The organism is Cupriavidus sp. GW823-FHT07A04 (assembly GCF_058794615.1).
In genome coordinates this window covers 209,770-233,808 of record NZ_JBXAHA010000004.1, presented here as the reverse complement: position 1 = coordinate 233,808, position 24,039 = coordinate 209,770, and the positions used below count along the sequence as shown (strand labels likewise).

Annotated in this window: 16 protein-coding genes and 1 pseudogene; 5 read left to right on the top strand and 12 right to left on the bottom strand. The window is 67.6% G+C overall.

Annotated features, from left to right (window positions below; all coding sequences use genetic code 11):
• Positions 1-75 precede the first annotated feature (75 nt).
• Positions 76-345, bottom strand: coding sequence for a type VI secretion lipoprotein TssJ (locus AC1Q7Q_RS08875; RefSeq protein ID WP_492370544.1), 270 nt, complete (start codon positions 343-345; stop codon positions 76-78).
• Between the two features lie 71 nt (positions 346-416).
• Here AC1Q7Q_RS08875 and AC1Q7Q_RS08870 point away from each other — a divergent pair.
• Positions 417-653 (top strand): annotated as a pseudogene (locus tag AC1Q7Q_RS08870) (GPW/gp25 family protein); the annotation flags it as partial.
• Positions 654-794: 141 nt separating this feature from the next.
• Here AC1Q7Q_RS08870 and AC1Q7Q_RS08865 read toward each other — a convergent pair.
• Entirely contained in the window at positions 795-1,772 is a 978-nt protein-coding gene (locus tag AC1Q7Q_RS08865) for a helix-turn-helix domain-containing protein (protein ID WP_492370545.1), read from the bottom strand.
• Positions 1,773-2,001: 229 nt separating this feature from the next.
• Here AC1Q7Q_RS08865 and AC1Q7Q_RS08860 point away from each other — a divergent pair, with 229 nt between their 5' ends.
• Positions 2,002-2,214 (top strand): hypothetical protein, encoded by a 213-nt coding sequence (locus tag AC1Q7Q_RS08860; protein WP_492370546.1) that lies wholly within the window; start codon positions 2,002-2,004, stop codon positions 2,212-2,214.
• A 15-nt stretch (positions 2,215-2,229) separates the two neighbouring features.
• On the opposite strand, the gene AC1Q7Q_RS08855 is transcribed toward AC1Q7Q_RS08860, so the two are convergent.
• The 10 genes from AC1Q7Q_RS08855 to AC1Q7Q_RS08810 form a co-directional block, all read right to left on the bottom strand.
• Positions 2,230-4,611 carry a CHASE2 domain-containing protein gene (locus AC1Q7Q_RS08855; protein ID WP_492370601.1) on the bottom strand — a complete coding sequence of 794 codons (2,382 nt, stop codon included), beginning with the start codon at positions 4,609-4,611 and terminating at the stop codon, positions 2,230-2,232.
• A 52-nt stretch (positions 4,612-4,663) separates the two neighbouring features.
• Positions 4,664-6,406, bottom strand: coding sequence for a FecR domain-containing protein (locus AC1Q7Q_RS08850; RefSeq protein ID WP_492370547.1), 1,743 nt, complete (start codon positions 6,404-6,406; stop codon positions 4,664-4,666).
• Positions 6,407-6,410: 4 nt separating this feature from the next.
• Positions 6,411-7,157, bottom strand: coding sequence for a response regulator transcription factor (locus tag AC1Q7Q_RS08845; RefSeq protein WP_492370548.1), 747 nt, complete (start codon positions 7,155-7,157; stop codon positions 6,411-6,413).
• Positions 7,158-7,359: 202 nt separating this feature from the next.
• Positions 7,360-8,730: an exopolysaccharide Pel transporter PelG gene (gene pelG, locus AC1Q7Q_RS08840; protein ID WP_492370549.1), complete on the bottom strand. Its 1,371-nt coding sequence runs from the start codon at positions 8,728-8,730 to the stop codon at positions 7,360-7,362.
• A 1-nt stretch (position 8,731) separates the two neighbouring features.
• A complete protein-coding gene (gene pelF / locus AC1Q7Q_RS08835) occupies positions 8,732-10,333 on the bottom strand; it encodes a GT4 family glycosyltransferase PelF (RefSeq protein WP_492370550.1) in 1,602 nt (533 codons plus the stop codon).
• Positions 10,330-11,316, bottom strand: coding sequence for a tetratricopeptide repeat protein (locus AC1Q7Q_RS08830; RefSeq protein ID WP_492370551.1), 987 nt, complete (start codon positions 11,314-11,316; stop codon positions 10,330-10,332). Before AC1Q7Q_RS08830 ends, pelF begins: the two co-directional genes overlap by 4 nt.
• Entirely contained in the window at positions 11,309-12,754 is a 1,446-nt protein-coding gene (locus AC1Q7Q_RS08825) for a PelD GGDEF domain-containing protein (protein ID WP_492370552.1), read from the bottom strand. The genes AC1Q7Q_RS08830 and AC1Q7Q_RS08825 overlap by 8 nt, the downstream gene beginning before the upstream one ends.
• Before the next feature lie 13 nt (positions 12,755-12,767).
• Positions 12,768-13,325, bottom strand: coding sequence for a penicillin-binding protein activator LpoB (locus AC1Q7Q_RS08820; RefSeq protein WP_150984411.1), 558 nt, complete (start codon positions 13,323-13,325; stop codon positions 12,768-12,770).
• Between the two features lie 59 nt (positions 13,326-13,384).
• Positions 13,385-17,623: a tetratricopeptide repeat protein gene (locus tag AC1Q7Q_RS08815; protein WP_492370553.1), complete on the bottom strand. Its 4,239-nt coding sequence runs from the start codon at positions 17,621-17,623 to the stop codon at positions 13,385-13,387.
• Positions 17,586-20,453: a bifunctional glycoside hydrolase/polysaccharide deacetylase family protein gene (locus AC1Q7Q_RS08810; protein WP_492370554.1), complete on the bottom strand. Its 2,868-nt coding sequence runs from the start codon at positions 20,451-20,453 to the stop codon at positions 17,586-17,588. Before AC1Q7Q_RS08810 ends, AC1Q7Q_RS08815 begins: the two co-directional genes overlap by 38 nt.
• A gap of 927 nt (positions 20,454-21,380) precedes the next feature.
• On the opposite strand from AC1Q7Q_RS08810, the gene AC1Q7Q_RS08805 reads away from it, so the two are divergent.
• The 3 genes from AC1Q7Q_RS08805 to AC1Q7Q_RS08795 all read left to right on the top strand — a co-directional run bounded on the left by AC1Q7Q_RS08805 (position 21,381) and on the right by AC1Q7Q_RS08795 (position 24,038).
• On the top strand, positions 21,381-22,598 hold the full coding sequence (locus AC1Q7Q_RS08805; RefSeq protein WP_492370555.1) for a GGDEF domain-containing protein: 1,218 nt from the start codon (positions 21,381-21,383) through the stop codon (positions 22,596-22,598).
• Positions 22,599-22,724: 126 nt separating this feature from the next.
• A complete protein-coding gene (gene cysK / locus AC1Q7Q_RS08800; protein WP_441636112.1) occupies positions 22,725-23,642 on the top strand; it encodes a cysteine synthase A in 918 nt (305 codons plus the stop codon).
• A 195-nt stretch (positions 23,643-23,837) separates the two neighbouring features.
• Positions 23,838-24,038 carry a hypothetical protein gene (locus AC1Q7Q_RS08795; RefSeq protein ID WP_492370556.1) on the top strand — a complete coding sequence of 67 codons (201 nt, stop codon included), beginning with the start codon at positions 23,838-23,840 and terminating at the stop codon, positions 24,036-24,038.
• Position 24,039 lies beyond the last annotated feature (1 nt).

The window sequence follows — 24,039 nt, the reverse complement described above, 5'->3', positions numbered from 1 at the left end:
GGCAGAAGTGGCCTTATAGCGAATGGGGAGTAGCACAGCGATATGTCAGGAAATTGCAGGAATGCAAGCCGCAGCTTAACTTACATGTGGTGCAACGTACTCACTATTGCGGAGCGTGCTGGCGAAACGCACAATGACAGCGCCATCCACGGCGCCGGGACCGTCAAAGCTGGCCCCCACCAGCTCCAGCGTGCTGCCGCGCACCTCGATCCTCACCGGATCGGTCTTCTTCCACTGCTTCTTGGGCACCACCAGCTTCCAGACCGTCTCCTTGCCGGGACTGCGGAAGAGCGCGATGACCCCGACATACTCCGCCTCGGCATGCATCGGCTCGCTCAGGCTCACGCTCGCATCGGGACGCAGGACGACCTGATGTTCGGCGGCGAGCGTTCACTTGTCACCATCAACCTGTCCGAATACCAGGAAGCCCACACCGTCTCGCGGCTGAATGGTTCGAAACGACGCTGCTGCGCTATGAGCCGAGGCTGAAATCCATCGACATCGCGATCGAAGAAACCGAACCGGGCATGTTGCTCAGCTTTACCATGAGTTGTCAGCTGCATCAGGCCGGGCTGGTGCGATTCGGCACCCACTTCACGCCCGATGGGCAGACGCGCCTCAAGCTGCTGAAAGCCGAACGTGACCGTGAGTGACCGAGGCATAGCGGCCTGTCATGGAATCCTGGCCACGAACATGACGGCCGTCAGAGGCAATCGCGCCACAACCGATGGCATCGTGCGGTTCCAGTTCCAGTTCCAGTTCCAGTTCCGGCTCCCTCAACCCCTATCAACGACTCACCTCCCCCTGCCCGCGGTCTCCGATGGCAACTCCCCAAAAAACGCCCGATACTGCGCAGCAAACCGCGGCAGATGGTTAAACCCCCACCGTGCCGCCACCACGCCCACCGGCTCCTGCGCCTGCCGTCCACCCAACGCCTGCCTCACCCCATTCATCCGCAAGGCCCGAACAAACTCCAGCGGTGCCAACCCGGTCACTTCATTGAAGCTGTATTGCAGCGTGCGCCTTGAAACCCCAAGCCGTTCGCACAGAGCCAGAACACTCCAGGGTGCCTCGGGCGCAGCGCGCACCATCTCATACGCCTGTGCGACCAACCGCCGCCGCGCAGGCGGCGTAGGCAGCAGGGCATCCCCAATGTCATGGGTCAGCGTGGACACCACCGCCATCAGCAACGCATCGCGCATGGCGCTCTCGACAAAGCGCTGGTTGAATACTTCGCTCTGCATGGCTGACGCAGCCAGCACGGCCAGCATCGCCGCCCGGAAATCATCGGACGCGGCGCGCCGCACCTCCGTGGCCGGCTGCAAGCGCGCGATCAGCTCCGGAACCCCCTCGCGCTCCATCACGCGTTGCAGCGCGGGCAGCGGCAACGTCACGCCGAGCAGGTCCAGCGACGGCGGGGTGCGCATGGCCAGCGGCTGGCCGTTGCCGGCGCGCAGCACGGTGTCGCCGCTCATCCGGTAGCCGGAGAACCAGCCATCGGCACACTCGCGGTGGGGCAAGGCGATGGAAAGATAGCCGCGCCGTGCCTCGCCTTCCTCCAGCAACGCCTGGTTGGTGCGTTCGCGGAAGACGTGGACGTCGCCATAGGTAGCCTGCTGCACTTGCGCAAGAAAATGCCCGGGCGTGAGCTGCTGGTAGCGTTGCTGCCAGCCGTCCAGGCCCGCTGCCGCCATGGCGGCCTCGGTGGCGACCAAGTGGCGTACCGGGCGCCCGCTGGCGCCTGTGTCGAGGGGCTCGGTGTTGCTATGCATCGGTGGCAGCCTGTTGGGGCGATTGACGCCATCGGCGGCGGGTGGGCGTGGCCCGGCGCGCAAGGGCTCTTGTGCAGGCACTGCGCGCTGATTGTATCGCCAGGCCTGGCCAGCGTCGATGCGCGGCGCAGCAGGTCCGGCGGACCTTGGGTGAGCGTCCTTGCATTTGTTGACAGTAGCCGACGCGGCCTCGCCATAGAATGCTGCGCTATTCATTGCAGGCTTAGATATGGGATCGCGATCCGAACGGTACAGGTTGCTGGGCTACGTTGCGCTTTGCATGGTGGCGTTCGCGCTCATCACCGTGCTATGCGTGACGCTGCAGGAAGACAACGAGCAGCGCGCGGCGCGCAAGGTCCGCCAGATGGACAGCCGCGCCACGGCCACCGTCACCACAGCAGGTCACGCTGGACAACCAGCGGCCACGCGCGCATCACGCTGAGCGCCAGCGAGCGGATCAGCAGGGCAGGAAGATCGTGAAGGTGGCGCCGGCACCCGCGGCGCTGGTCAGCTTGATTTCTCCGCCATGACGCTCCACCACGGTCTTGACGAACACCAGCCCCAGCCCGCTGCCGGCGGGCGCATCCTGCTCGGTGTCGCGCAGGCGCGCGAAGGGCTGGAACAGGCGGCCCTGGTCTTCCTCGGCGATGCCCCGGCCCTGGTCCGCCACATCGATCGCCAGCCCCTGCGGCACGCGATACAGGCGCACCGTCACGGTCGTTTGCGGCGGACTGAACTTGATGGCATTGCTCACCAGGTTGGCAATCGCCCGCACCAGCAGCACCGGCTCGGCCAGGAGTTGCGACCGCTCCTCTTCCACGTCGACTTCCACCTTCAGTTCGATCCGTGCGGCGCTGGCCAACGCCCATAGCTCGTCGGTGGCATCCAGCACCACGCCGGCCAGGTCGACCTCGATGAAGTTGAGGTGCGTCGCTTCCGCACGGGCCAGCCGGATAAAGTCGTCCGCGAGGTCCAGCGTGCGGTTGGCATGCTCGCCGATGCGGGCCAGCAGGGCTGCCTCCGGCAGCGCCCGGCCAGGCTCGTTCTGCAGGTCGATCAGGGCAAGGATGGAGGACTGTGGGGACCGCATGTCGTGCGAGATGAAGCGCAGGGACTCCTCGCGGCGCCGCTCGGCCATGCGCACCTGGGTGATATCGATGACGCTGACGATCAGGCCGGCGACACCGCCGGTGTCGCTGCGCAGCGGCGCGCCGCGCAGCAGCATCGGGTGTTCGTCGCGCGCTTCGAGCTCCACCCCGGGCGGTGCCTGCACCGGGTGCGCGGCGTCGGCCTCGCCCTCGGCATAGACACTGCGCAACTGGTCCCAATAGTCCAGCCCGGCCTTGGGCTGGACGAATACTTCGTTGATCAGTTCGCGAATGCCGGGGCGCGGTGCGTTCATGTCGCCCAGCGACCCGAGCGTGCGCGGCGCCAGCAGCAGGCCGCGCCGATTGGCCAGCAGCACGCGGCCGCCGGGGTCGCAGATCACGGTGGCTTCGGGCAAGCCTTCGAGCCCGTCCGCCAGGAATTGCCGCAAGTCCCGCAGGCGCGTGGTCATGCGGTAGACCGCACGCATGCGGGTATCGAGGTTGCGGCCCGATTTGCGGCCCGAATTGCGGCCCGAATTGCGGCCCGACTCGCCCTCGCCTGCAGGCATGGCCAGCAGGCCGGGCTCTTGCTCGAGCTGTGCGAGCTCGTCGGTGAGGAACTGCAGCGCCGCTTCCTGGCGCCGCCAGCTCCACAGCGGATAGAGCAGGCTGCAACCCAGCACGGCGCTGGCCGGCGCGAACCAGAAGTGGCCAAACACGACCAGCAGCAGGCTGGCGGCCAGCGTGCCGGCCAGCAGCACCACCGTGACCAACAGCGCGTTGCGCGGCGTCAGCATCAGCGAGGCCAGGCTCGCCAGCAACACCGGCAGCAACGTGCACAGCCAGAACCAGGGCGCCGGCAGGGTGACGATGGCCGTGTCGCGCTGCAGCGTCTGCATGGTGTTGGCGATGATTTCCACGCCGCTCATGCCATGGCCGTTGCGCGATACCGGCGTGGGGAACACGTCGCCCAGCCCGCTCGCCGTGGCGCCTACCAGCACGGATTTGCCGCGGAAGAAGTCGCGCGGCAACGTGCCGCCCAGCACGTCGAGTACCGAGACCTGCCGGAACGTCCCCGGTGGCCCGGCAAACGGAATGCGCAACCGGTAGTCCCGGGTCCAGCCGTCGGCGCCGCTGTCATCCGCGGGACCGTCGTGACGGTAGGCGGACACCGGCCGCGGCGGCTTGCCGAAGCCGACCATCGCAGCCGAGAAATGGTTGAGCTGGCGGCCCGGCAGCCCTTCCTGCAGGAACACCTGGCGGGCAATGCCGTCGAGGTCCACCGCGATATTGATGTGCCCCACCTCGCTGCCCAGGCCCGTCAGCGGATAGCGCACCAGCAAGCCGCCCCGCCCCGCTTCGGCCAGCGCGGGCAGCACGACGTTGCCGGCGCGCGCCATGCTGCCTGCCAGCGCGCGGTCGTCCTCGGGATGCAAGGCGTCCGGCTCGGAGAGAATCACGTCAACCCCGATCACGCGCGGCGCGTCGGCGGCAATGCGATCGATCAGGTCGGCCAGCACCCAGCGGCGCCAGGGCCAGCGGCCAATGGCGGAGATGCTGGGGTCGTCGATAGCGACGATCACGATCTCGTCGCTGGGCGCGTGATGCTGGGCCGCGACCGACAGGTCGTAGACCGCCTTGTCGGCGCGTTCGCTCCAACCCAGCACGGCGCACGCCGCCACCAGCGCCAGCACGGCGGCCGTCAACAGGCCCCATTCGACCAGCGTACGGCGCTGGTAGCCGGCCATCATGCGTCCGGGCACCCGGCGCAACGAGCGAGCGCGCGCGGCGAATTGCGCCAGGCTAGTTGGCACGATTGAGCCAGCGTGAGCCGGCGCTCACGGGCTGGCCCTGCGAATCGCGGATGTACTGCACCACCTCGATGCGCTGGGGCGCTGAGAAATGCGGCTCGCGGGCCGCGTCCTGGCGAGCCACCCGCACAAAATACGTGCCGCTGCCGGGCCGCGGCAGGCGGGCCGCATTGGTCTCGGTGCTGACGTCGGCCACGATCTGCGTAAAGGCGGCGTCGGATGCCATCTGCACGCGGTAGGCTTGCGCCGCGCCATTGGCGCTGGCTGCGCCGGCGGCCGGCCATGCGAGCCGCAAGGCGTCGCCGCCATCGTCCTCCAGGCGCGGCTGCGGCGGTGCCGGCTCGAGCGCGAACGCCACCGGTTCACTCCAGGGGCCCGGCTGCCCGCCGGCGTCAACCGAGCGCACACGCCACCACCAGCGGCCGGGCGCAAGCGCCTGGCTGGCCGAGGGCGCCGCACCGCGCACTTGCATGAGGCCTTGCGTGAAATCCGCATTGGCCGCCACTTCGAATTCATATTGCGCCGCGGTTGCGACTTCGGCCCAGGTGAACATCGGCGTCTCGCCGTAGGCGGTGCCATCGCGCTCGGGCGCCAGCGTAAAAGGCGCGGGCGGATTCAAGCGCACCACCAACGGCATCACCGCGCCCGCGCCACCAATGTGCCGGGCATCGAGCGCGCTCACGCCCACGTAGAGCTCGCCCTCGGGCAGGTCTTGCAGCGCGGCCTGCGTGCCGCCTACGGCCTGGGAGGACAGCAACTCCGTCTGGGCTGCATCGCGCGAGACCACCACGCGGTAGCTGGCGGCCCGTGCAACCGGCCCCCAGCTCACGGTGGCATGGCTTGCCAGCAGCGGCTGGGGCAGCGGCACCAGCGCCGGCGCCGGCAGCAGCGCGGCGGGCCGCGTCAGGGCGCCCGTGGCCGATGCGCTGACGCCGTAGCCGGCATGCACTACCGCTTGCTGGCCGCGGCGCGAGCGGGCCTGCACCTGGCCTTCGAGCACGGCGCTCTGGCTGGCGCCGTCCTCGGTGCCCACGCGAAAGCGCGTGCCGCGCACGCCGGTCACCAGCGACGGGGTCCGGATCTCGAACCGCCCTACGCCGGTGCCGCGCGGCGCCACGCGGGACTCCACCTCGCCCTGGCCGATGCCGATCACGGCATCGGTCAGGCCCGTGCGGGCAAACGCGCGCAGCCGCTTGACTTCCACGGCTGTCACCGGCGGCAACGTCACGCGTGAGCCGTCACCCAGTTCCATGGTGACGGTGCTGCCGGCGCCGGTCTCGATGCGGGCGCCTTCGCGCAGCTCCATGCCAGCCTGCAACGTGCGGCCATCGGCGCTCGCCTGCCCCGTCACGAAGACCACGCGGGCGGTGCCTTCGGTCACCGGGATGCGCGCCAGCGGGATGCGCAGGCGCATGCCGGGCGGCAGCCGGTAAGGATCGGCCACCTTGTTCAGTGCCTGCAGTTCGCGCCAGCCGGCGGGATTGGCCATGAAGCGGTCCGCCACGCCAATCAGCGTGTCGCCCGGGCGCACCTGGTAGATGAAGTTGGCGCCCTCGGCGCCTGCAGCCTGCGCCACAGCGCTGGCGGACCATGCGGCACCCAGCACGCCAACCAATCCGGCCATGCCGATCGTGCCGGCCACACCCATCGCACCCCTCGCGCCCCTCGTGCATGCCGCGCGCGAGTGCGCTCCAACGCCTGCCTTCCTGCCTGCCGCCATGTCGAACCGCTTCATAAACTCAGTCTTCCTTCTTGTCCTGCAGATCCTGCGAATCCTGCTGGCCCTGCATATCCCCGTCGCCCGCGGCTTCGAACCGGTAACCGTGCGCATACACGGAAGTCAGGCGCACACCATTCTCGGGCCGCAATGCCAGCTTGATCCGCAGCCGCGAGATATGGGTATCGAGCGTGCGCGAGCCGATTCCGATGGCGCGGCCCCACACGGCTTGCTCGACCACCTCGCGCGACACCAGGCGCCCCAGGTTGCGGAACAGGAACAACGCCAGGTCGAACTCGCGCGGCGACACGTCCACCCGGCTCTCGCCGCAGGTCACGGTGCGCGCCTGCGGATCGACAGCGTAGTTGCCCGCCCGGATCAGCGCGCTGTCCTGCTGCGCCTGCGGATACGTGCGGCGCAGCAACGCGGATACGCGCGCCACCAGCTCGGCGCGGCGGATCGGCTTGATCATGTAGTCGTCGGCGCCCGCGCCCAGCCCGGCGACAATGTCCTCTTCCTGTGAGCGGCTGGTCAGGAACAGGATGGGGGGATTGCGGCCGGAGTTCTGGCGCACCCAGGTCACCACCTCAAGCCCGCTGGTATCGGGCAGTTGCCAGTCCACCACCAGCAGGTCGAACGCTTGCTCGCGCAGGGCCCGCAGGAACGTGCTGCCACTGGCGAAGCACTCGCACTCATGGCCGGCCGAGACCAGGATCTGCTGGATCAGCTCGGACTGGCTCTTGTCGTCTTCCACCGAAGCGATTCTCATACTTACCTCTTGCTTGCCACGTCTTCTCTTCCAGATGCCACCGCGCGCTTCCTGCGCCGCCGCAAAGGCAACGCGCAATAACCCGGGCAGGCCGGGCGCCAGGTACGCAAAAGGGGAATGGTACAGAATCCGGCGTCGCCGCGCCAAGGACGGCGCGGGAGGGTATTGCAGCGCGCCGGCGCAAAAGCCGGCGCGCGCGCCTTTACTGCAGCATGTAGGTTTCGTACTCGAGGCGGTCCAGCTTGCGGTCCAGCAGGTAGATCGCCAGGGCCACGACGATCAACAATGATACCGCGAATCCGTAGCCATACCAGGCCGGCCCCAGTTGCAGGGTCACGGCAGTGAACACCAGGTTGAGGATCACAAACAAGCCGCTGAGCAGCAGCACTTCACGCCGGCGGTCCAGGTAGAAGTAGATATTGAGCACCCCCAGCAGCACCACCTGCAGGCTGGCGCCGATCACGTCCACATACAGGAGCGGCAGGTAGAGCTCCGAAATGCCGAGCGCCGCCAACACGAACCTGCCCAGGACAAACAGCACCAGCGCCGCAATGGCCTGCACCTTGACGATCTCGTACAGTCCCAGGCGGATCGTCTGCACCATGGTGTTGCGCATATCCTCGATATGCTCGAGCGAGCTGCCGCCGCGCACGGCGTTGTAGAAGGCGTCGTAGTACTCGACGAAGTCGGTCTCGATACGCACCAGGAACACCGCCATGCCCGGGATGATTGCCAGGTAGGCCAGGAACACCGGGATGTCGTAGATGATCGACGCGTGCAGCGGCCCGATGACTTGCTGCCCCGTGGACGGCGAGTACCAGAACATGAACTTGTCGAGCCAGATGCCAAGGTTGTACAGCAGCCCGATCAGCATCAGGCTCGGATAGGCATAGCGCCGCTGGAACACCTCGAACGAAATGAACCGCTGGCTGGTGTAGTTGCGGTAAATGAGTACCACCATGGCTGTCAGCAAGCACAGCTGGCCGGCAACAAACCCCAGCAGCAGGCCCTCCAGGCCATAGTTGCGCAGCGCCAGCGCCGCCACCACCGTCAGCGTATAGCCCAGCAGGAAGGTCCAGACGATGGCCTTGTACTGCTTCATGCCCGTGAGGAAAATCACCGCGATCCAGATATTGCTCATGACCACGAAGCCCGCGGTCATCAACAACCGATACAGCACCGACTGCGCCGGGAACGCAAAGAGCGCGCAGCCGATGCCGATGGTGCCCGCGAGCGCGGTGACCAGCAGGGCCACCGCGTGGTAGTTCGACAGCACCAGGCCATCGCGCTTCTCGAACAGGCGGTCCGACGTAAAGCGGGTAAAGGCCAGCTGCATCGGCCCGGTCAGGATCAGGCTGACCGCAATCAGGTAGGTCACCGAGACCTGGAACTGCGTCACCAGGCTGCCCGGCACCACGAACGGCAGGCTGAGCACACCGATCAGCAAGATGCCGACGATCGACAGGACCCAAGGCCCGGAGCTGATGATGCCCGCATAGGCGTACGCGCCGAGCATGCCCGACAGGTTGTCCCGCCGCAACATCTTGCGAAGTTCGAATCCAATCCCCGCCATCTCAGCGACCTCCCTTCATGGGGCAGCCCGCTGCCTGCGCCGCCCTGGCGGGGGATCCGCCGGCGGACGATTCCACCCGTGGCTGCGCCATCAGGCGCGTGTACAGGTCACGGTAGCTACCCACCATCATCTCCTGCGTGTAATACCGCTCCACGCGCCGGATGCCGGCCTGCTGCGCGGCATGCCATGCGTCGGGCGAGCCCAGCAGGCCGATAGCCTTCTCGGCCAGCGCGGCCGGGTCGGCGATGCGCACCACGTCGCCCGCCGCGCCCAGCGCCGCATCCTCGCCAGGCAGGCCGAAGATCAGTTGCCGGCACGAGCCGACATCGGTGGTCACGCACGGCACGCCGGCGGCAAAGCCTTCCAGCACCACCAGCGGCAATGCCTCGCTGATGGAGCTGAGCACCAGCACGCCCACCTTGGGCAGCAGTTCATCGATGCGCTGGAAGCCCAGGAACTTCACCTTGTCGGCGAGGCCCAGGCTTTCGGCCAGGCTGCGGCATTCCCGCGCGTATTCCGGATCTTCGTCCTCCGGACCGGCGATCCAGCCTTGGGCATCGGGGTATTGCCGCACCACGGTCAGCATGGCACGGATAAAGGTCTTGATATCCTTGATCGGCACCACGCGGCCGATCAGGCACAGCACCGGCGGCACGCCGGGTGCGCGCTGCGCGCGCAGCGCGGCCAGCCGTGGCAGGTTGATGCCGTTGGGAATATTGCGGGTCCGCTCGGCGCGGGCACCGTCAGTAACCTGGCGCAGGCGGTTGCCTTCGTAGAGCGCGACGATGGTGTCGCCGGCGTCGTAGCAGACGCGGCCCAGCGTTTCAAAGAAGCGCACCCACAGCTCGCGGAAATAGCTGATCTGCGAGATGTCGCGCTCGAACACGTTGCGGTTGTCGCGGATCCACTGGCTCTGGAACAGGTCGATCTTGCGTTCCTTGGTATAGATGCCGTGCTCGGACACCAGCAAGGGGCGTCCCGTGCGGTAGTGCAGCATGGCGCCGAGGAAACCGGCATAGCCGGTGGACACCGTGTGGTAGACCTTGGCCGGGATCAGCCCCTCGGCAATGCGCGCGAGCTGCCACAGGGGCTTATGCATGATGCGCACGGTCCAGAAGTAATCGGTGAAGGACGGGTCCGTGCAGTACTGGCGGTACTGCTCGGTGATGGTCCGCCACGCGTTGCGGCTGTAGAGGAACGCGTCTTCCGACAGGCTGCCGCCATCGGTCAACTCGGGCATCAGCTCGCGGATCAGCTCGCCGGCTTCCTGCTCACGGCCAGGCTGGCGCAGCACCTCGTGCAACTGCGCCGAGGCGGCGAAGGTGACGGGATCGCCGTCGCTGCCATGCACCAGCGGAGGCGGCGGGAAATCGTAGAGAAAATGCGTTTCCAGGTGCACGACGTTGTCGGGCAGCGCGTAGACCATGTCGCCGTAATCTTCGCGGCGGCTGCCGATGAAGACGATGGCGAAGCGGACGTCCGGAAACGCCCGGATCATCTGGTTGACCCAGCTCGACACCCCACCGCTCACATACGGAAAGGTGCCCTCTAGCAGCAGGGCCACATCGGCGGAGTCGGCGCGGGGCAAAGGGGTATCGCTCATGATTGCCAGTAACGCAGCAGGGGCCGTACCAATGGCAGCGGCGATGGGCTGTCGAATGACAGCAAGATGGCGCGCACGGCGGCGTAGTCGCGCTCCAGATAGGCGGCTTCGGCCAGCAGCGGCAGCGTGCGCTCGCGCGCAAAACCAAGCGCCTCGGCCCGCTGCAGCCACCCGCGCGCTTGCGCGGGCTCGTCGCGGGTCAGGGCCAGGCGGCCACGCATGTACCACAAGCCGGCCTGGTCGGCGTCAACCTCCAGCGCGGCGCGCGCATGGCGCTCCACCTGGTCGGCGGTGTAGCGATAGACGTCGCCTTGCACCAGGTTCTGGTAGATCAATTCCCAGTACAGGTCGGCCAGGCGCTTGTTGATCTCGCCGCGCTCGCGATCGTCCTGCGCGGCTTCCAGGCGCGGCAGCTCGAGAAGGATCTTCTGCGTCAGTTGCTTCTCCGCGCCGTCCAGCATGCCGTAGGCCAGCAGGCGCACGTCGTCGGCGCTGTCGGCCAGCAGGTCGCGCAGCACCGGGCTGGAGGTGCGCGCCGGCATCGACTGCATGGCCACCAGCGCGGTCATGCGCTCGGGCAACGGCGCGCGCGTGTTGCCCAACTGGGCGCGCAAGCGCGCGCCGCCGCCGTGGGTCACGCGCGAGATCAGGTGGGTGACGAACACCGGCAGCCCGACCAGGCCGATGCCGGCCGTGGGACGGCGCCCCGGAAAGAAGCGCGCGATCAGCAGGCTGCCGACGCAGATCATGCCGCCGGCCAGCGGCACCAGGAAGCAGAATACGAAGAGGTAGCCATAGCTCCACGCGAACGGCACGCGAAAGCGCCGGGGCAGCAGGCGCCACAGCACCATCGCGATCATCGCCGCGGCGAGCCCCTGCATCATCAGGAAGGTCAGCAGCAGCGCGGTGCTGTTCCCGGCGCGGGCCAGCAGCGCCAGGGCGGCGATTTGCGCGGCGACGCCGCCGATGCCGAGCTTACCCACGGCCAACCTCGCCTAGTGCCACCGGCACCGGTACCGGCGCCGGCTGAACATCCACATGGCAGCGATGCAGCAGGCGGATCAACGGCTCCACCGGCGCGTTGGCAGGCACGGCCAGCGTATGCACGCCAATGCGCGCCGCTTCGAAATCGGTACCGAACTGGGCCCGCAGCATGTCTTCGATACGCACCAGGTAGGCCGAGGCCGCCTCGTTGCCCGACAGCGGCATCAAGGTAAGCAGGGCACGCTGGTGCGCGCTGGTCAGCGGCCAGGCCACGTCGAGCGCGCGGCGGCTGCGGATGACCTGGTCGAACAGCGCATCGCGCGATTCGTCGAGATCGAACACCAGCGCCACGATCGTGCTGTCGATGCCGCTGTCGCGGCGCAGGCGCGACAGGCGGGCGTAGTCCAGCGAGAAGTCGTAAGGGCAGCCGGGAATCGCGGCAGCGATGGCGCGCGTGGACACGGCGTGCTCGACGCCATCGGCGTAATAGCCCATCAGCACCATCAGCAACTGGAGGTTCTCGTAGCTGAGCGACAGGAACGGCATGCGCTCGACCACCAGCAGGCCCACCAGCTTGTCGGCCCCGGACAGCACCGGCGCCACCGCCACGTAGCGGGTCTGCGGATAGTCCGGCGACTGGCGCGACAATCCGTCGGCCTGCAGGTGCGCCAGCTGGCGCGTCTCCAGGCAGTGGCGCACCAGCACATCGTCGGGATCGAACTCGAATGCCGGGCCGATCTGCGCCGACGCCGTGGAGGATACCGTCTCGCCATCGACAGCGTAGAGCGCGGCCGCTTCGAGCTGGCACGCCTGCGCCACCACTTGCAGCATGGGGCGCGCGCCCACCAGCACGCCACCCGGTGCGGCATCTTCCAGCGTCACCGCCCGCATTTGCGACAGCGTGTCGCGTAGCGTGGTGGGCTTGGCCAGCAGGTCGTTCTCCAGCCGCGCATGCGACACGCGCAGCAGGTAGTGGTTCTTGGTCAGGGCCGCAAGGCGCTCTTCCAGGTAGCGGTTGACGGCGCGCGCGCGCGCCAGCCTCGTGCCCCAGACATCGCCGAACTGCCCGGCAACCAGCACCATGAGCAGCCCGCCCAGGAAGAACAGGCGCGGGAACTCACCCGGCTGCGCACCGATCTGGTGGAAGAAGAACCAGCCGCCCAGCATCATCAGCACGCTGCCCACGCCAATCAACGTGCCATAGCGCAGCGCCAGGATGACCGGCAGCAGCCATGCCCAGGGAAAGCCCAGTCCCAGCAGCAGGGGGTTGTTGGGCAGGAGCAGGTATCCCAGCCCCATCGCCAGCGCCATCGTCACCACCAGCTCGACCGCAGAGACCGGTCCGCTCGTGGCGGGCGCAAGCAACCGCAAATAGCGGCCGCCCGCGCCAATGCCCTGTCCTTCCCGAATCTTGTCGGCTGTATTGGCCACGATCATGCTCTCCTGCGGTTCAACCCTGGCGCAGCGGCGCCAGCAGGCGGCGCAGCAACTTTTGCGCGGTGCCCGACAGCGACTCGCGGCTCCAGCCACTGTCGCTGCCGGTGGCGGACCAGACGGCTTCGCCCGTGCTCACGTCCAGCAGTTGCAGCGAGATGCCCACGGCCGGCTCGCCATCCACGCCCACCTTGTAGCGCCATTCCTGCACCGCGCCGGTGAGGGCGTAGCGCATCTTCTGCGTACGTGCCCACTCCAGCGCCTTGCCCACCGACTCGCGCTCGGCGGGCTCGAACAGCGTTTCCGGGTTCAGGTTGGCGGGATAGCGCTTGACGTTGGCAATGCCGCCGGTCTTCAGCAGGCTTTCCGCGATCGCCTCGGCGCGCAGGCCTGCCTGCGGCGTCTCGGTGTAGTTGACGATCGGCAGTATCGCCACCGACTCACCGGCCGGCAGCGCGGGCGCGCGACCAATATCGGTCACCGCGCATCCGGCCAGCCACAGCGCTGCGCCCAGCGCACCGCACCAGCCCAGCAGTCGTGCTGCGCGGTTCTGCTTCGTGCTAGTTGTTTCCATGACTCTCTCCCCTTCTCGATTGCATACAGTGAACCGGCACGCCCGCGTGCCTGCCCGGATTAAAAAAGCCATCTGTACCGAACACCCACTTCGGTCAGCGGCGTGCCGCCATTGCGCGCCGCGGTTTCGTGCTGCACATACATGGACAGGTGATCGTTGCCTAACACCTTGCCGGCCACGCCCAGTTGCGCCCGGAAGTTCTGCCCGGCGCGGGTGTCGTGCAGCAGGCCGATTTCGGCAAACGGCCGCCACTTGTGCGTGTAGTCGTCGATCAGCTCGGTGCCGAAGCCGAATGTCACGCCGGCCTGGGTAAAGCCCTGGGGCATGTAGAACCCCGGCGTGGCTTCGTCGTCGGCAGGCACCAGCGTGGCCAGCTTGTTGCTGAGCGTGCCGCCGCGCGCGTTGTAGGTGGCATGGGTGCCCACCAGGCGCACCGTGTAGTCCGGGTACGCGGTACGGATGCGGTAGCCCAGCTCCAGGTCGTACACCAGGCCGTGGCCCAGCTGCGAGCCGTCCTGGCCGCGGAAGCGGTCGTACTCGATGCGAGCGCCGGCAAATTCGCGCAGGCTGAAGTTGTAGGTCGCACCCAGGCCGAGCACATCCTTGACGCCGCCGACCCGCAGCGCCGCCGATTCGTCGGCGCTCTGGTTGATGCCGGCCAGCGTGGTGAAGCTCAAGCGGCTGCTCTCGCGCCACTCGCCGGTGAAGCGCGCGGTGGTCACGCTATCCAGGCCGTCGCGCCGGCCCACGCCGAGGCGCCAGCGCAGGTGCTGGTCGCGGTAGCCGAGCGACAGCTCGCCGCGCTTGTCGGACGAAGGCACGCCGGTGAGCTGGGTCTGGTCCACGCTGCGCTGGGTGCGCCAGGCACCGCGCAGGTTAAGGTCGTAGCCATCCCACAGGCGCACGCCGCCAGCCAGGCTGTAGTCGAAATAGCTCAGCGGGCTTTGGCGCTGGTACGTCACGCGTGGCTCGATGGCTTGCGCGTTGAACAGCAGCGTGTCCCGCAGGGTTTCCTGCAGGCTGTCGTCGGTACGGGTGGTCTCCTGGGTTTCATAGGCCAGCGTCTGCGCGGCACCGAGCCGGTCGAGCTGCACGTTGGCTTCGATCTGGTTGTCCACCGGAATGCGGCCAGCCTGGCGCTCCAGCACGCGGTCGAGCGCGGCCAGGTCCTGGTTGGCCAGCGCCAGCGTGATCTCGGCATACGCCGGGCGCAGCAACTGGCGGGCATATTGGCGGGCCAGCCAGGCACGCGCCAGTTCGTTGGATTCGTTCGACAGGGCCCAGGCCAGCGCCACTTCCTTGGAAGCGGACGAGACCACGGCCTGCTGGCGCGCCTCGCGTTGCGCCACGCCCGGCGGCGTCTTGGGATCGAGCGCCGGCAGGCCGGGAATCTCGCCCAGCCGCGACGCCGGATTGGTGGGACCGGTCCAGTTCGCGGCATTGGTGCCGGCCATCACGGTGCGGTCAGCGCGCAGCATCTCGATCACCAGGCGCTGGGACACATCGCCCGAGGCAAAGATCTGCCCGAGCGCCACGGTCTGGCGGCGCAGCTCGGCCGGGGCGGGGCCGCCCTGCGCGTCCTCCTCCTCGGCGGCCGGATCCACGCTGCGGGGATCCGAGGCGCGGCGCCCGGCCGCGGACTGGTCCTTGTGCAGGTCGACCCAGGCCTGGCGGCGCAGGCGCCACCCGGTGCTGGTCTGGCCAATGGCGTCGTAGGCATCGGCGGCAAGACCCAGCCAGAGCGGATCGGCGTTCTTGCCGTCGGCCATCTTGCGCAGGTAATGCAGCGCGGCGCGGCCGTCCTGGAAGCGCATGCTGCCGGCGGCAAAGGCACCCCACAAGTCCGGGTTGCCCTCGGCCTCGCCCTTCAGGCGCAGCATCATGGCGCGCACTTCGGTATCCGAGCCGAGATCGACCAGCGCCCACATCAGCGCGGCCAGCGTCTCGCTGCCGGCGTCGGGCATGCCGGCGGCACGGCGCAGGTCGGCCAGGGCCAGTTCGCGCTCGCCACGGGCGCGCTGGTACTCGGCGCGCATGGCCAGGAAGCGGCTGGATTGCTCGGCCTGCTTCAGCTGGGCAGGGGTCATGCCTTGCAGCAGCGTGGCGACGCGGCCGTAGGCGCGCGCGCGGGTGTAGTAATTGATGGCGAGCTCAAGCGACACGAGCTTGCCGCCCTTGCGCCAGCTGGCTTCGGCGATGCGCCCGGCATCGATGGGCGAGCTGTCGTAGAAGTCCATCAGGTTCGAGAAATCCGATTCCTCGGTATCGCGCACTTCGGCCAGGCAGTCGTTGCGGCCGGCGCCGGGGGGCATGGCCATGCAGTGGTCGTCATGCGACTCGGCCATGGCCAGCATCAATTGCCGGTAGCCTTGCTCGAGCAGGTCGCTGCGCTGGTTCAGGCGCGCCAGCTCGGTCAGCGTGCGCCAGAATTCGATGTCGGTGGAACGCGCGGTGCGCATGGACGGCACCATGGCCTGCAGGGCTTCGGCCAGCTTGCCGCGCACATAGAGCAGGTTGGCTTGCTTGAGCGCGTATTGCGGGCGCGGGCCAAAGCGCTGCTGCAATTCGGTGTAAAGCTCGAAGGCGCGGGCATCCTTGCCGGCGCGCTCGGCCAGCTCCGCCTGGCGCTCCATGATCGGGCGCGCGTTCGGGCCGTGGCTCAGGCTTTGCAGGAAGGCCAGGCCTTGCTCGGGCTCGCCCAGCCGTTCGTAGGTGGCGACCACCTGGTCGACGGTAGCGAGATCACCCGTGCCGGCGCGGTGGCGCAGCGCGGCCAGGTAGGCGCGGTCGTCGTTCAGGCCGGGCGCCAGACGCAGCACGGCCTTCCAGGCGGTCTCGTCATTGCTGGCCTGGGCATATTCCAGCCAGCTCTTGAGCGCTACCGTGGGCTGGCGATTCCACTCGGCGACCTGGGCCAGGCGTTCGCGCCAGCGCGCCGCGCCGGGCTGGCGCCGCACCGCGGTCTCGGCAACGCGCTGGGCGTCGTCGAGCTTGCCGGCGGCCAGGAAGACCTGGAACGCGAGTTCGTAGTCGTCGGCATTGAAGCCACGCTCGGCCGCGGTGGGTGCGCCGGTAGGGACGCCGGCAGGGGCTGCTGCTGGTGCTGGTGCTGCCGAAGCTGCAGAGGCAGCGCGGGCTTGGCCCGCCGCCGCGGAAGCGGACGTGCCGGCGCCTGAGGTATCCGCCACGCGGCGCAGGTGCGGCATCGCGGCGTCGCCCATGGCGCGGCGCAAGGCCAGGCCACGCGGGCCATCAAGGAAGATCACACCCCGTGCGGCCCATGGCTGGGTGGCCGCCACGCGGCGCACTTCGGCGCGTTGCAGCGAGGCGCCTTCGGGCACGGGCTGCAAGCTCGGCGGCAGGCGCAGCAGCCGCTGCACATAGCGCGCGGCCTGCTCGGGGCGGTTGGCGGCCAGCGCCAGCTTGGTCAGGTAACGCAGGACTTCGGCGTTCTCCAGCAGCTTGCCGCCGTGCTGCTCGGCCTGGGCCAGCGCCTTGTCGAGCTCGTTGCCGGACTGCAGCGTCTTGAGCGCGGCCAGGTAGAGGCGGCGCTGCTCGGCCGGATCGGTGGCACGGGACTGCGCGGCAAACAGCGCGTCGGCCGCCTGCTGGTAGTCGCCGCCCGCGAGCGCCGCCGACGCAGCCTGCGCGTTCCACAGCGCCGCGCGGGCGGGGTCGCTCTTGGCCAGCGCCTGGTAGAACACCTGTGCCGGCTTGAGCGCGTTGATCGAGCGCGCAGTGGTGGCCAGCTCTTCCAGGTCGGCCCGGTCCCACTTCATGGTCACCGCCTGGTCGAGCAGGCCGCCGAGCTTTTCAACGTAGTGCTCGCGCTCGGGGGTGTTCGGCAACGCCGCGAACGCGCGCTGCTGCGCGATCTCGATGCGGGTACGCAGGATCTGGCTGGGCAGCTCGGCGTCGGCGGCATTGGCCTCAGCGTTGCGCACCGGCCCTTGCAGGCTGGCCGCGGAACTGGCCGCAGAACTGGCCGCATAGCGCGCCTCCAGCCGGGACAGCATGGCCTCGGCCTCATCCAGCCGGCCCGTGCGCGCATATTGCTCGGCCAGCACCGCCGCGAAGCCGCTGTCGCCGGGCGTGGCCCGCCACCAGGCTTCCAGGTAGGCCATGCTGAGGCCGTCCACTGCCCGGCCATCGCCCAGCAGGCGTTCGCGCAAGGTTTCGCGCGGGAACATCAACGCCAGGCCGATCCCCACCATGGCGGTGAAGGTCAGCACGAACGCTGGCGGCAGGAGCCGCTCGCGCTCAGGCGGCGCAGGTGATTTCGACGCTTTGCTTGGCATTGTTGGGATTGGGAACGGGAGTGGTATCGAAACGCAGCGTGCCGCGCTCCTGCACGCCCTGCACCGGCTTGCCATCGATGGCAATCCGGCAACGGTCCGCGCCTGCGAGGCGGAAGAATGGCTTGAAGTAGCCGCTGAAGTCAAAACGGATGCGCTGCGCGCTGCCCTGGCCGGTGCGCTGCCAGTTGCGCACGAAGCCGCTGGCCTCGGCGATCTCGGGGCCGGAGGGAGCCGCGGCATTGGCTGCGCTCGGGGCGCGCATCACGATGCGCGAGGCACCATCGGCCAGGTGCACGTAGACGCCGCCGCCGGGCGCCGGCGAGGTGCCGGTGACGCCTTGCGAGTTCGCCACGTCGGGCACGTCCGCGCCGGTCCAGCGCACGTTGCGCAGGTTGGCGTCGCCGCGCACGATCCAGGCGGCCGGCTGCGTGGCGTCGCCGCCCAGCTCGCGGGCCACCGCCATGCCTTGCCAGTCGATCACCTTGCGCACGTAGTCAGTGGCATGCACCGGCATCAGCGGCTGGCTCAGCACGTAGTCATAGACCTTGCGCAACGCCTTGAGCGAAGCCGCCTTGGTGCCGGAGTAGTTGTGATAGTAGATGTTGACCGACTTGAAGCGGTACGGCCGGTCGGTTAGCTCAAACGTTTCGATCACGCGTTCGAAGCCGTAGTACGGGCCATGCCAGAGATTCGTGTAGACGTTCTCGTTCTGGTTTGGCGCGAAGATCTGGAACGTGCCGTCGGCCTTGTTCACGCCGATGGGCGAGATCGCGGTCCAGGTCGGGTTGCTGCGCGTGATCAGCGTATCGCCGCCGTTCATGTTGAGCACGCCGGCCTGGTCGGTCAGCTTGATGGCCTCGGCGGGCGGCTGGCAGTCGCCCGACCACAGCAGCATGCTGACCGGCTTGCCAGGGGGCGCCAGGGTACGGTTGATATAGTCGATCGAGCCGCCGATCTCGCGCTTGAGGTCCATCGTGTAGCCGGGAATCGCCAGGTGAAAGTCGTCGTCGCCTTCGGTGGCGTTCTCCGAGTGCGTGCCGCCGGGCACCGTGCGGCCCCACTCGAAGGGATGCGAGAAGGTGTGGCTCGCCACCTCGACATAGGGCTGCGCGAAAATCTTGCGGGCGATCGGCTCGAGCTGCGCGGTCAGCTTGGGATACATGCCGTCGCTGGCCACTTCGCCCTGGATGATCGACATCGTCATCGGCAGGCGATAGCGGTCCCATATCTCGCGAAACAGGACTTCACCGGAATAACCGCCGCCGGGAATCTCGGCACGGGAGGCAAAGCCGTCGCCGTCCACGTGCACGGTCAGCAGGCGACGTCCGTTTTCGGTCGTGACATCCGGCACCGGCATGGCCGGCAGGCGCAGCGCTTCGCGCAGGAAGGACAACGGCTGCACCACCCAGCGGTCCTGGTCGTTGGCGCTTTGCCGCACCGCGTAAGGCCCGAGCACGTAGCCGCCCCAGGGAGTGATCGCGGCAGCGTCGTAGGTCAGCGTGCCTGAATTCAGGCGCAGCAGGGAGCGAAAGCCCGGGCCATTGCCCACCTGAACCGGCGCTGCCTGCGTGCGGTCCGGCGCCACAGGCATCTCGAAGCCCATCATCGGGTCCTTCGACACTACGTCCGCCTTGACGCCGATCTTGCCCTTGACCGAATTGAGCTGCAGGCTCGATGCCAGCGCTGCGTTCATGCGCGCGCCGAAATCGTTCAGGAACACCACCGGCACGCCCTGGTCGATATTGCGCTGCACCCAGCTGAAGAAACGCCCGGGCTGGTCGCGCACGTTGCCAGCCATCCAGATCACCACGCCAGCGTAGCGGTCCGGGCCGATCTCCGGCAGCGGCTGGCTGGCTTCGGCGAAGTCCACGCGATAGCCCAGGTAGTTCAGCGGCATGGAGACGAAGCGCACGCCCGCGGAGTCGTCGATCGATACGCCCGGCTCGCGGTCCTGCACCACCAGCACCCGGCGCGGCATCACCTCAATGTTGCCGATCCCAACCGTCTGCAAACCGGGGTCAGCCACGTAAGGGATGATGCCGAGCGCGCGGATCTGCGCGGCGGTGTCGCGCGCGCACTTGCGGTCGGCGGGCGGGCAGTAATCGATCGAGATCACCGGCAGGTGGTACTGCTCGCGGATCGTTCGGGCCTGGCCGAGCAGCCAGTTGCGATCCGCTTCGCTCACTTCGGTGTAGCGCTTGCCGCCTTGGTCCCAGCCGCGGTACAGCGATTCAAACGCGACCGCGTACGCCAGCTGGTTGACCTGCGGCAGGATCTCGAAGCCGCGGTTGAAGATCAGCTTGGCCTCGGGATAGCGTGCCTTGATGGCGCGGATCACCGCCACCATGCCAGCTTCCTGGCGGGCGCGCTCGGCATCCGTCTTGGCTTTGAGCTGGTAGGAGTCGAGCGTGTCGAGGAAAAAGCCGCGATAGCCGCGCTGCCACAGTGGGGCGATGACCTTTTCCACGTAGAAGGCGGGCCAGCCCTCGGCGGCCTGGTCGACCACGCGAGCGCCCCAGGCGTCGTTATTGCCGATCAGCCAGGCCTTGGGAATGTCTTTCAGGTAGGCGCGCGACGGTGCGACCTCGCCAATGCTGACGTAGGAGAACCATTGCGTATTGGGCGTGGTGGCGGTGCGCGGATCGAAGCCGCTGTCGGGCTCGACCACGGCGACATCGAACGCCTGCAGAGCGTCCACCGGCGGCTTGCTGCCGTAGTGGAAGACGATGTTCGGGGCGCGAGAGCCGGTGGTTGCCAGTGCCTGTGCCTGCGCCGGGCACAGCCAGGATGCAAACACGGCCAGCAGTGCGCCAAGCCAGGCTCTTGTCATCGGCGCGCCCCGGCTTGCTTGACGCAGGCCTGCCACGCGGCGCGTGACACCGTCCAATCCCAACAGAATCACTTGCTGACCCCTATTTTCTTCATATTTTTATAGTCCCGAAAGAGCTCGCTTGGCTTGCTGCCAACATGCTGGTCGCGCTTGATGCCACCAGACGATGCATTCCGGGTATGGCTGATCCCATCCACTTCTACCTGCGCTGCCCGATCTCTCAGGCAGTCCCCTGCAGGCCAAACTAAAAGTGCTTATTCAAGCACTACGGGCGAGAATTCTGAGGCATGCGCTTAATTGTGCATATAAGCATTTAGGACTAGGGAATATGCACTAGTGCAAATGCATGCCAGTGTCACAGAGGCTGGCTAGCGCCAATTCCCGGGTTTCGAACGCTGCGAAGGCGCGCTGAAACGGAAGCCGCCGGATCCGGTCGCGCAAGGGGTTTTGGTGCCTGGCAAGCTGATTGCTGTCTCGGTACTTTCTGCATTTTTGTAGTTTTCCGGATCGACAAAGTATCACAGTACGTGGCGCAAACTCGACGCTGTTGTGCTCTGAGGTGACGAAAATAGGGAATCACGCGATAGCTTGGGCCGGAATACAACGGTCCGTGGCGACCAGCGCAGCAAGCGAAGCGAATGGTAGATCACGCGCTTTGAGGCCAATGTCAACAATTGTCACGCGCCGCGAATACGGGGCACTTCCAGCGCGGCGCTGTGTAGAATTTTCTCAAACAAAAAAACATCTTCACATCGGCAGGAATGGACCCGGACAAGCACCGGCCGGACGCCGCATTCGGGAATGTCGCAAGTCACGAGCTGGCTCACGCACGGGCTCCACGCAGTACGCGATACGCAATACGCGCGAACCCACCTTCGAAGGCAAACTCCTGCGCAGCGATGCTGCGCCGAACTCGATGGGGATCTCATGCAGTCAGATGAGGGCACTGCCGTGATGGCACTGCTTGTCCTGTTCACCGCCACGCAAATCATCCTCGCGGCCCTGATGCTGGCTTTGCGCCAGAGCGCCGTAGGCCGCGCATGGGTCGCAGGCCAGGTGCTGGCCTGCGCCGCGGGCCTGTTGGTGATCGACGCGCGCGGCGGGCCCGCATGGTTCCTGCTGGTGGCGCCCGCCCTGGGCGTGGCCGCCCAGTTGCTGATCCATCGCGGCATATCGCTGACCGGCGACCGCCCTTCGGCCCCCGTGCCGCTCGCTGCCGGCGTGCTTGCCATCTTTGCGGTGCTGGCTGCCGGCGCTCTGGACAGCGGCAGCCGCCTGGCCGAAGTCACCGGCTACGTGGTAGCCGCCATTACCGCCTGCTTCACCCTGGCCTGCCTGCTGCGGCGCCCGCTTGCGCTGACCCGCCGCAGCCGCCCGCTGGTGCTTGCCGCGTGCGGCCTGCAACTGCTGGCGCAATGCTGCGGGCTGTATGCGATGCTGGAAGCCGGTGCCCCCGTGCCAGCCCTGAGTGCCGAAGCCTTGCTCCTGCTGCGGCTGCTGCCCGCTTTTGTCGCGATCCTCGCTGGCCTGGCGGGCTTCACGCTGATGACCATGGAAGCCATGCTGGCCGAGCAGGAGAAGCAGGCACGCCTCGATGCATTGACGGGGCTGCTGAACCGCGGTGCCGTGGATGGCGCGGCGATGGTGCTGGCCGCTGAATTCAACCGCCACGGCCATCCGCTGAGCTGCCTGGTGATCGACATCGACCGCTTCAAGTACATCAACGACAGCAGCGGCCACCGCGCCGGCGACCGCATCCTGCAGCAGATCGGCCGCGTCCTGAAGGAAACGCACCGCGGCGCGGACCTCGCGGGCCGCTACGGCGGTGAGGAGTTCTGCGTGCTTTGCCCGCATACCACTGAAGCCGATGCCCTCCTGCTGGCCAACCGCATCCTGCGTGGCATCCGCGCCATCGCGTTGCCCCACGAGCTTGGCGGGTTCGCCAGCGCCAGCATCGGCGTTGCGCAGATCCGCGAGCGCGAGGACGGTGGGGCCGCCACCTGGGACAAGCTGTTTGGCAGCGCGGACCGCGCCTTGTATGAAGCCAAGCGGCGTGGCCGCAGCCGGGTCGTGCTCGCCTCCGAGCTGGAAGCGCTGCCGGCGCCTAAGCGCTGCCTGCCCACGCGCACCGAGGCCTGCCACTAGGCGCTGGCGCGCGCCAATATGACGGCGAAATCGCATTGCCGACGCGCCGCCCGCTAGAATCCTCCAGTGCATGCTTGTCCGGACCCGTTTGCTAGTCCGGTTCGAAACCATTCCTGGAGATCCTAAATGAAGGCCGACAATATCCTGCAGACCATTGGCAATACGCCCCATATCCGTGTTCAGCGGCTCTTTGGCGATACCCATCAGGTCTGGATCAAGTCCGAGCGCGCCAACCCGGGAGGCTCCATCAAGGACCGCATCGCGCTGTCGATGGTCGAGGCGGCCGAGCAATCCGGCGTGCTCAAGCCGGGCGGCACCATCATCGAGCCCACCTCGGGCAATACCGGGATCGGCCTGGCCATGGTGGCGGCGGTCAAGGGCTACAAGCTGGTGCTGGTGATGCCGGACAGCATGTCGGTGGAACGCCGCCGCCTGATGCTGGCCTACGGCGCCACCTTCGACCTGACCCCGCGCGAAAAGGGCATGAAGGGCGCCATCGCCCGTGCCGAGGAGCTGGTGGCGGCCACACCGGGCGCCTGGATGCCGCAGCAGTTCGAGAACCCCGCCAATATCGAGGTCCACGTCAACACCACCGCGCTGGAGATCCTTGCGGACTTCCCGCAGGGCATCGATGCCCTGATCACTGGCGTGGGCACGGGCGGCCATATCACCGGCTGCGCCCGCGTGCTCAAGCAAAAATGGCCCGCGCTGAAGGTCTATGCCGTCGAGCCGGTCGCCTCACCGGTCATTTCCGGCGGCGCGCCCGCGCCCCACCCGATCCAGGGCATCGGCGCTGGCTTCATTCCCCGCAACCTGGATACCGTCCTGCTTGATGGCGTGATCCAGGTCGACGCCGAGCCGGCGCGCGAAATGGCGCGCCGCGCCGCGCGCGAGGAAGGCATGCTGGTGGGCATTTCGTCAGGCGCCACCCTGGCCGCGATCGCGCAGAAGCTGCCGGACCTGCCGGCCGGCGCCACCGTGCTGGGCTTCAACTACGACACCGGCGAGCGCTATCTCACCGTGGAAGGCTTCCTGCCCGCCTGAGGCGACGCAGCATTGCTGGATTCTCTTCAGGCGGCGAAGCTCGCCGTGAACCATACTGGAGATTGACAGGCGCCGGCGCGAGCATGCGCGGGCGGCCGAATATGCCGATATGGCGCGCCGGCGCCCCTGCCGCCCGGCGCGGCAGGGCTTGCCATGGCGTTGACACAAGCATTGACACAAGGACAAGGAGCTGAGATGAGCATCCCGAGTTATGAAGTTGCCCGACTGGCGTCCCTGGCGGTGCGGCTTGCGCTATCTTCCGGCCTGTCGCACGAAGAGATGCAGGCTGCGCTCAGCCTCGCGGCCACCATGATCGAGCAGGACGAAGGCGCAACGCCTGAAAGCACGGCGGCGGCAGAGGTGCCGCACGCCAAGGTGACACGCACGATCCACTAAC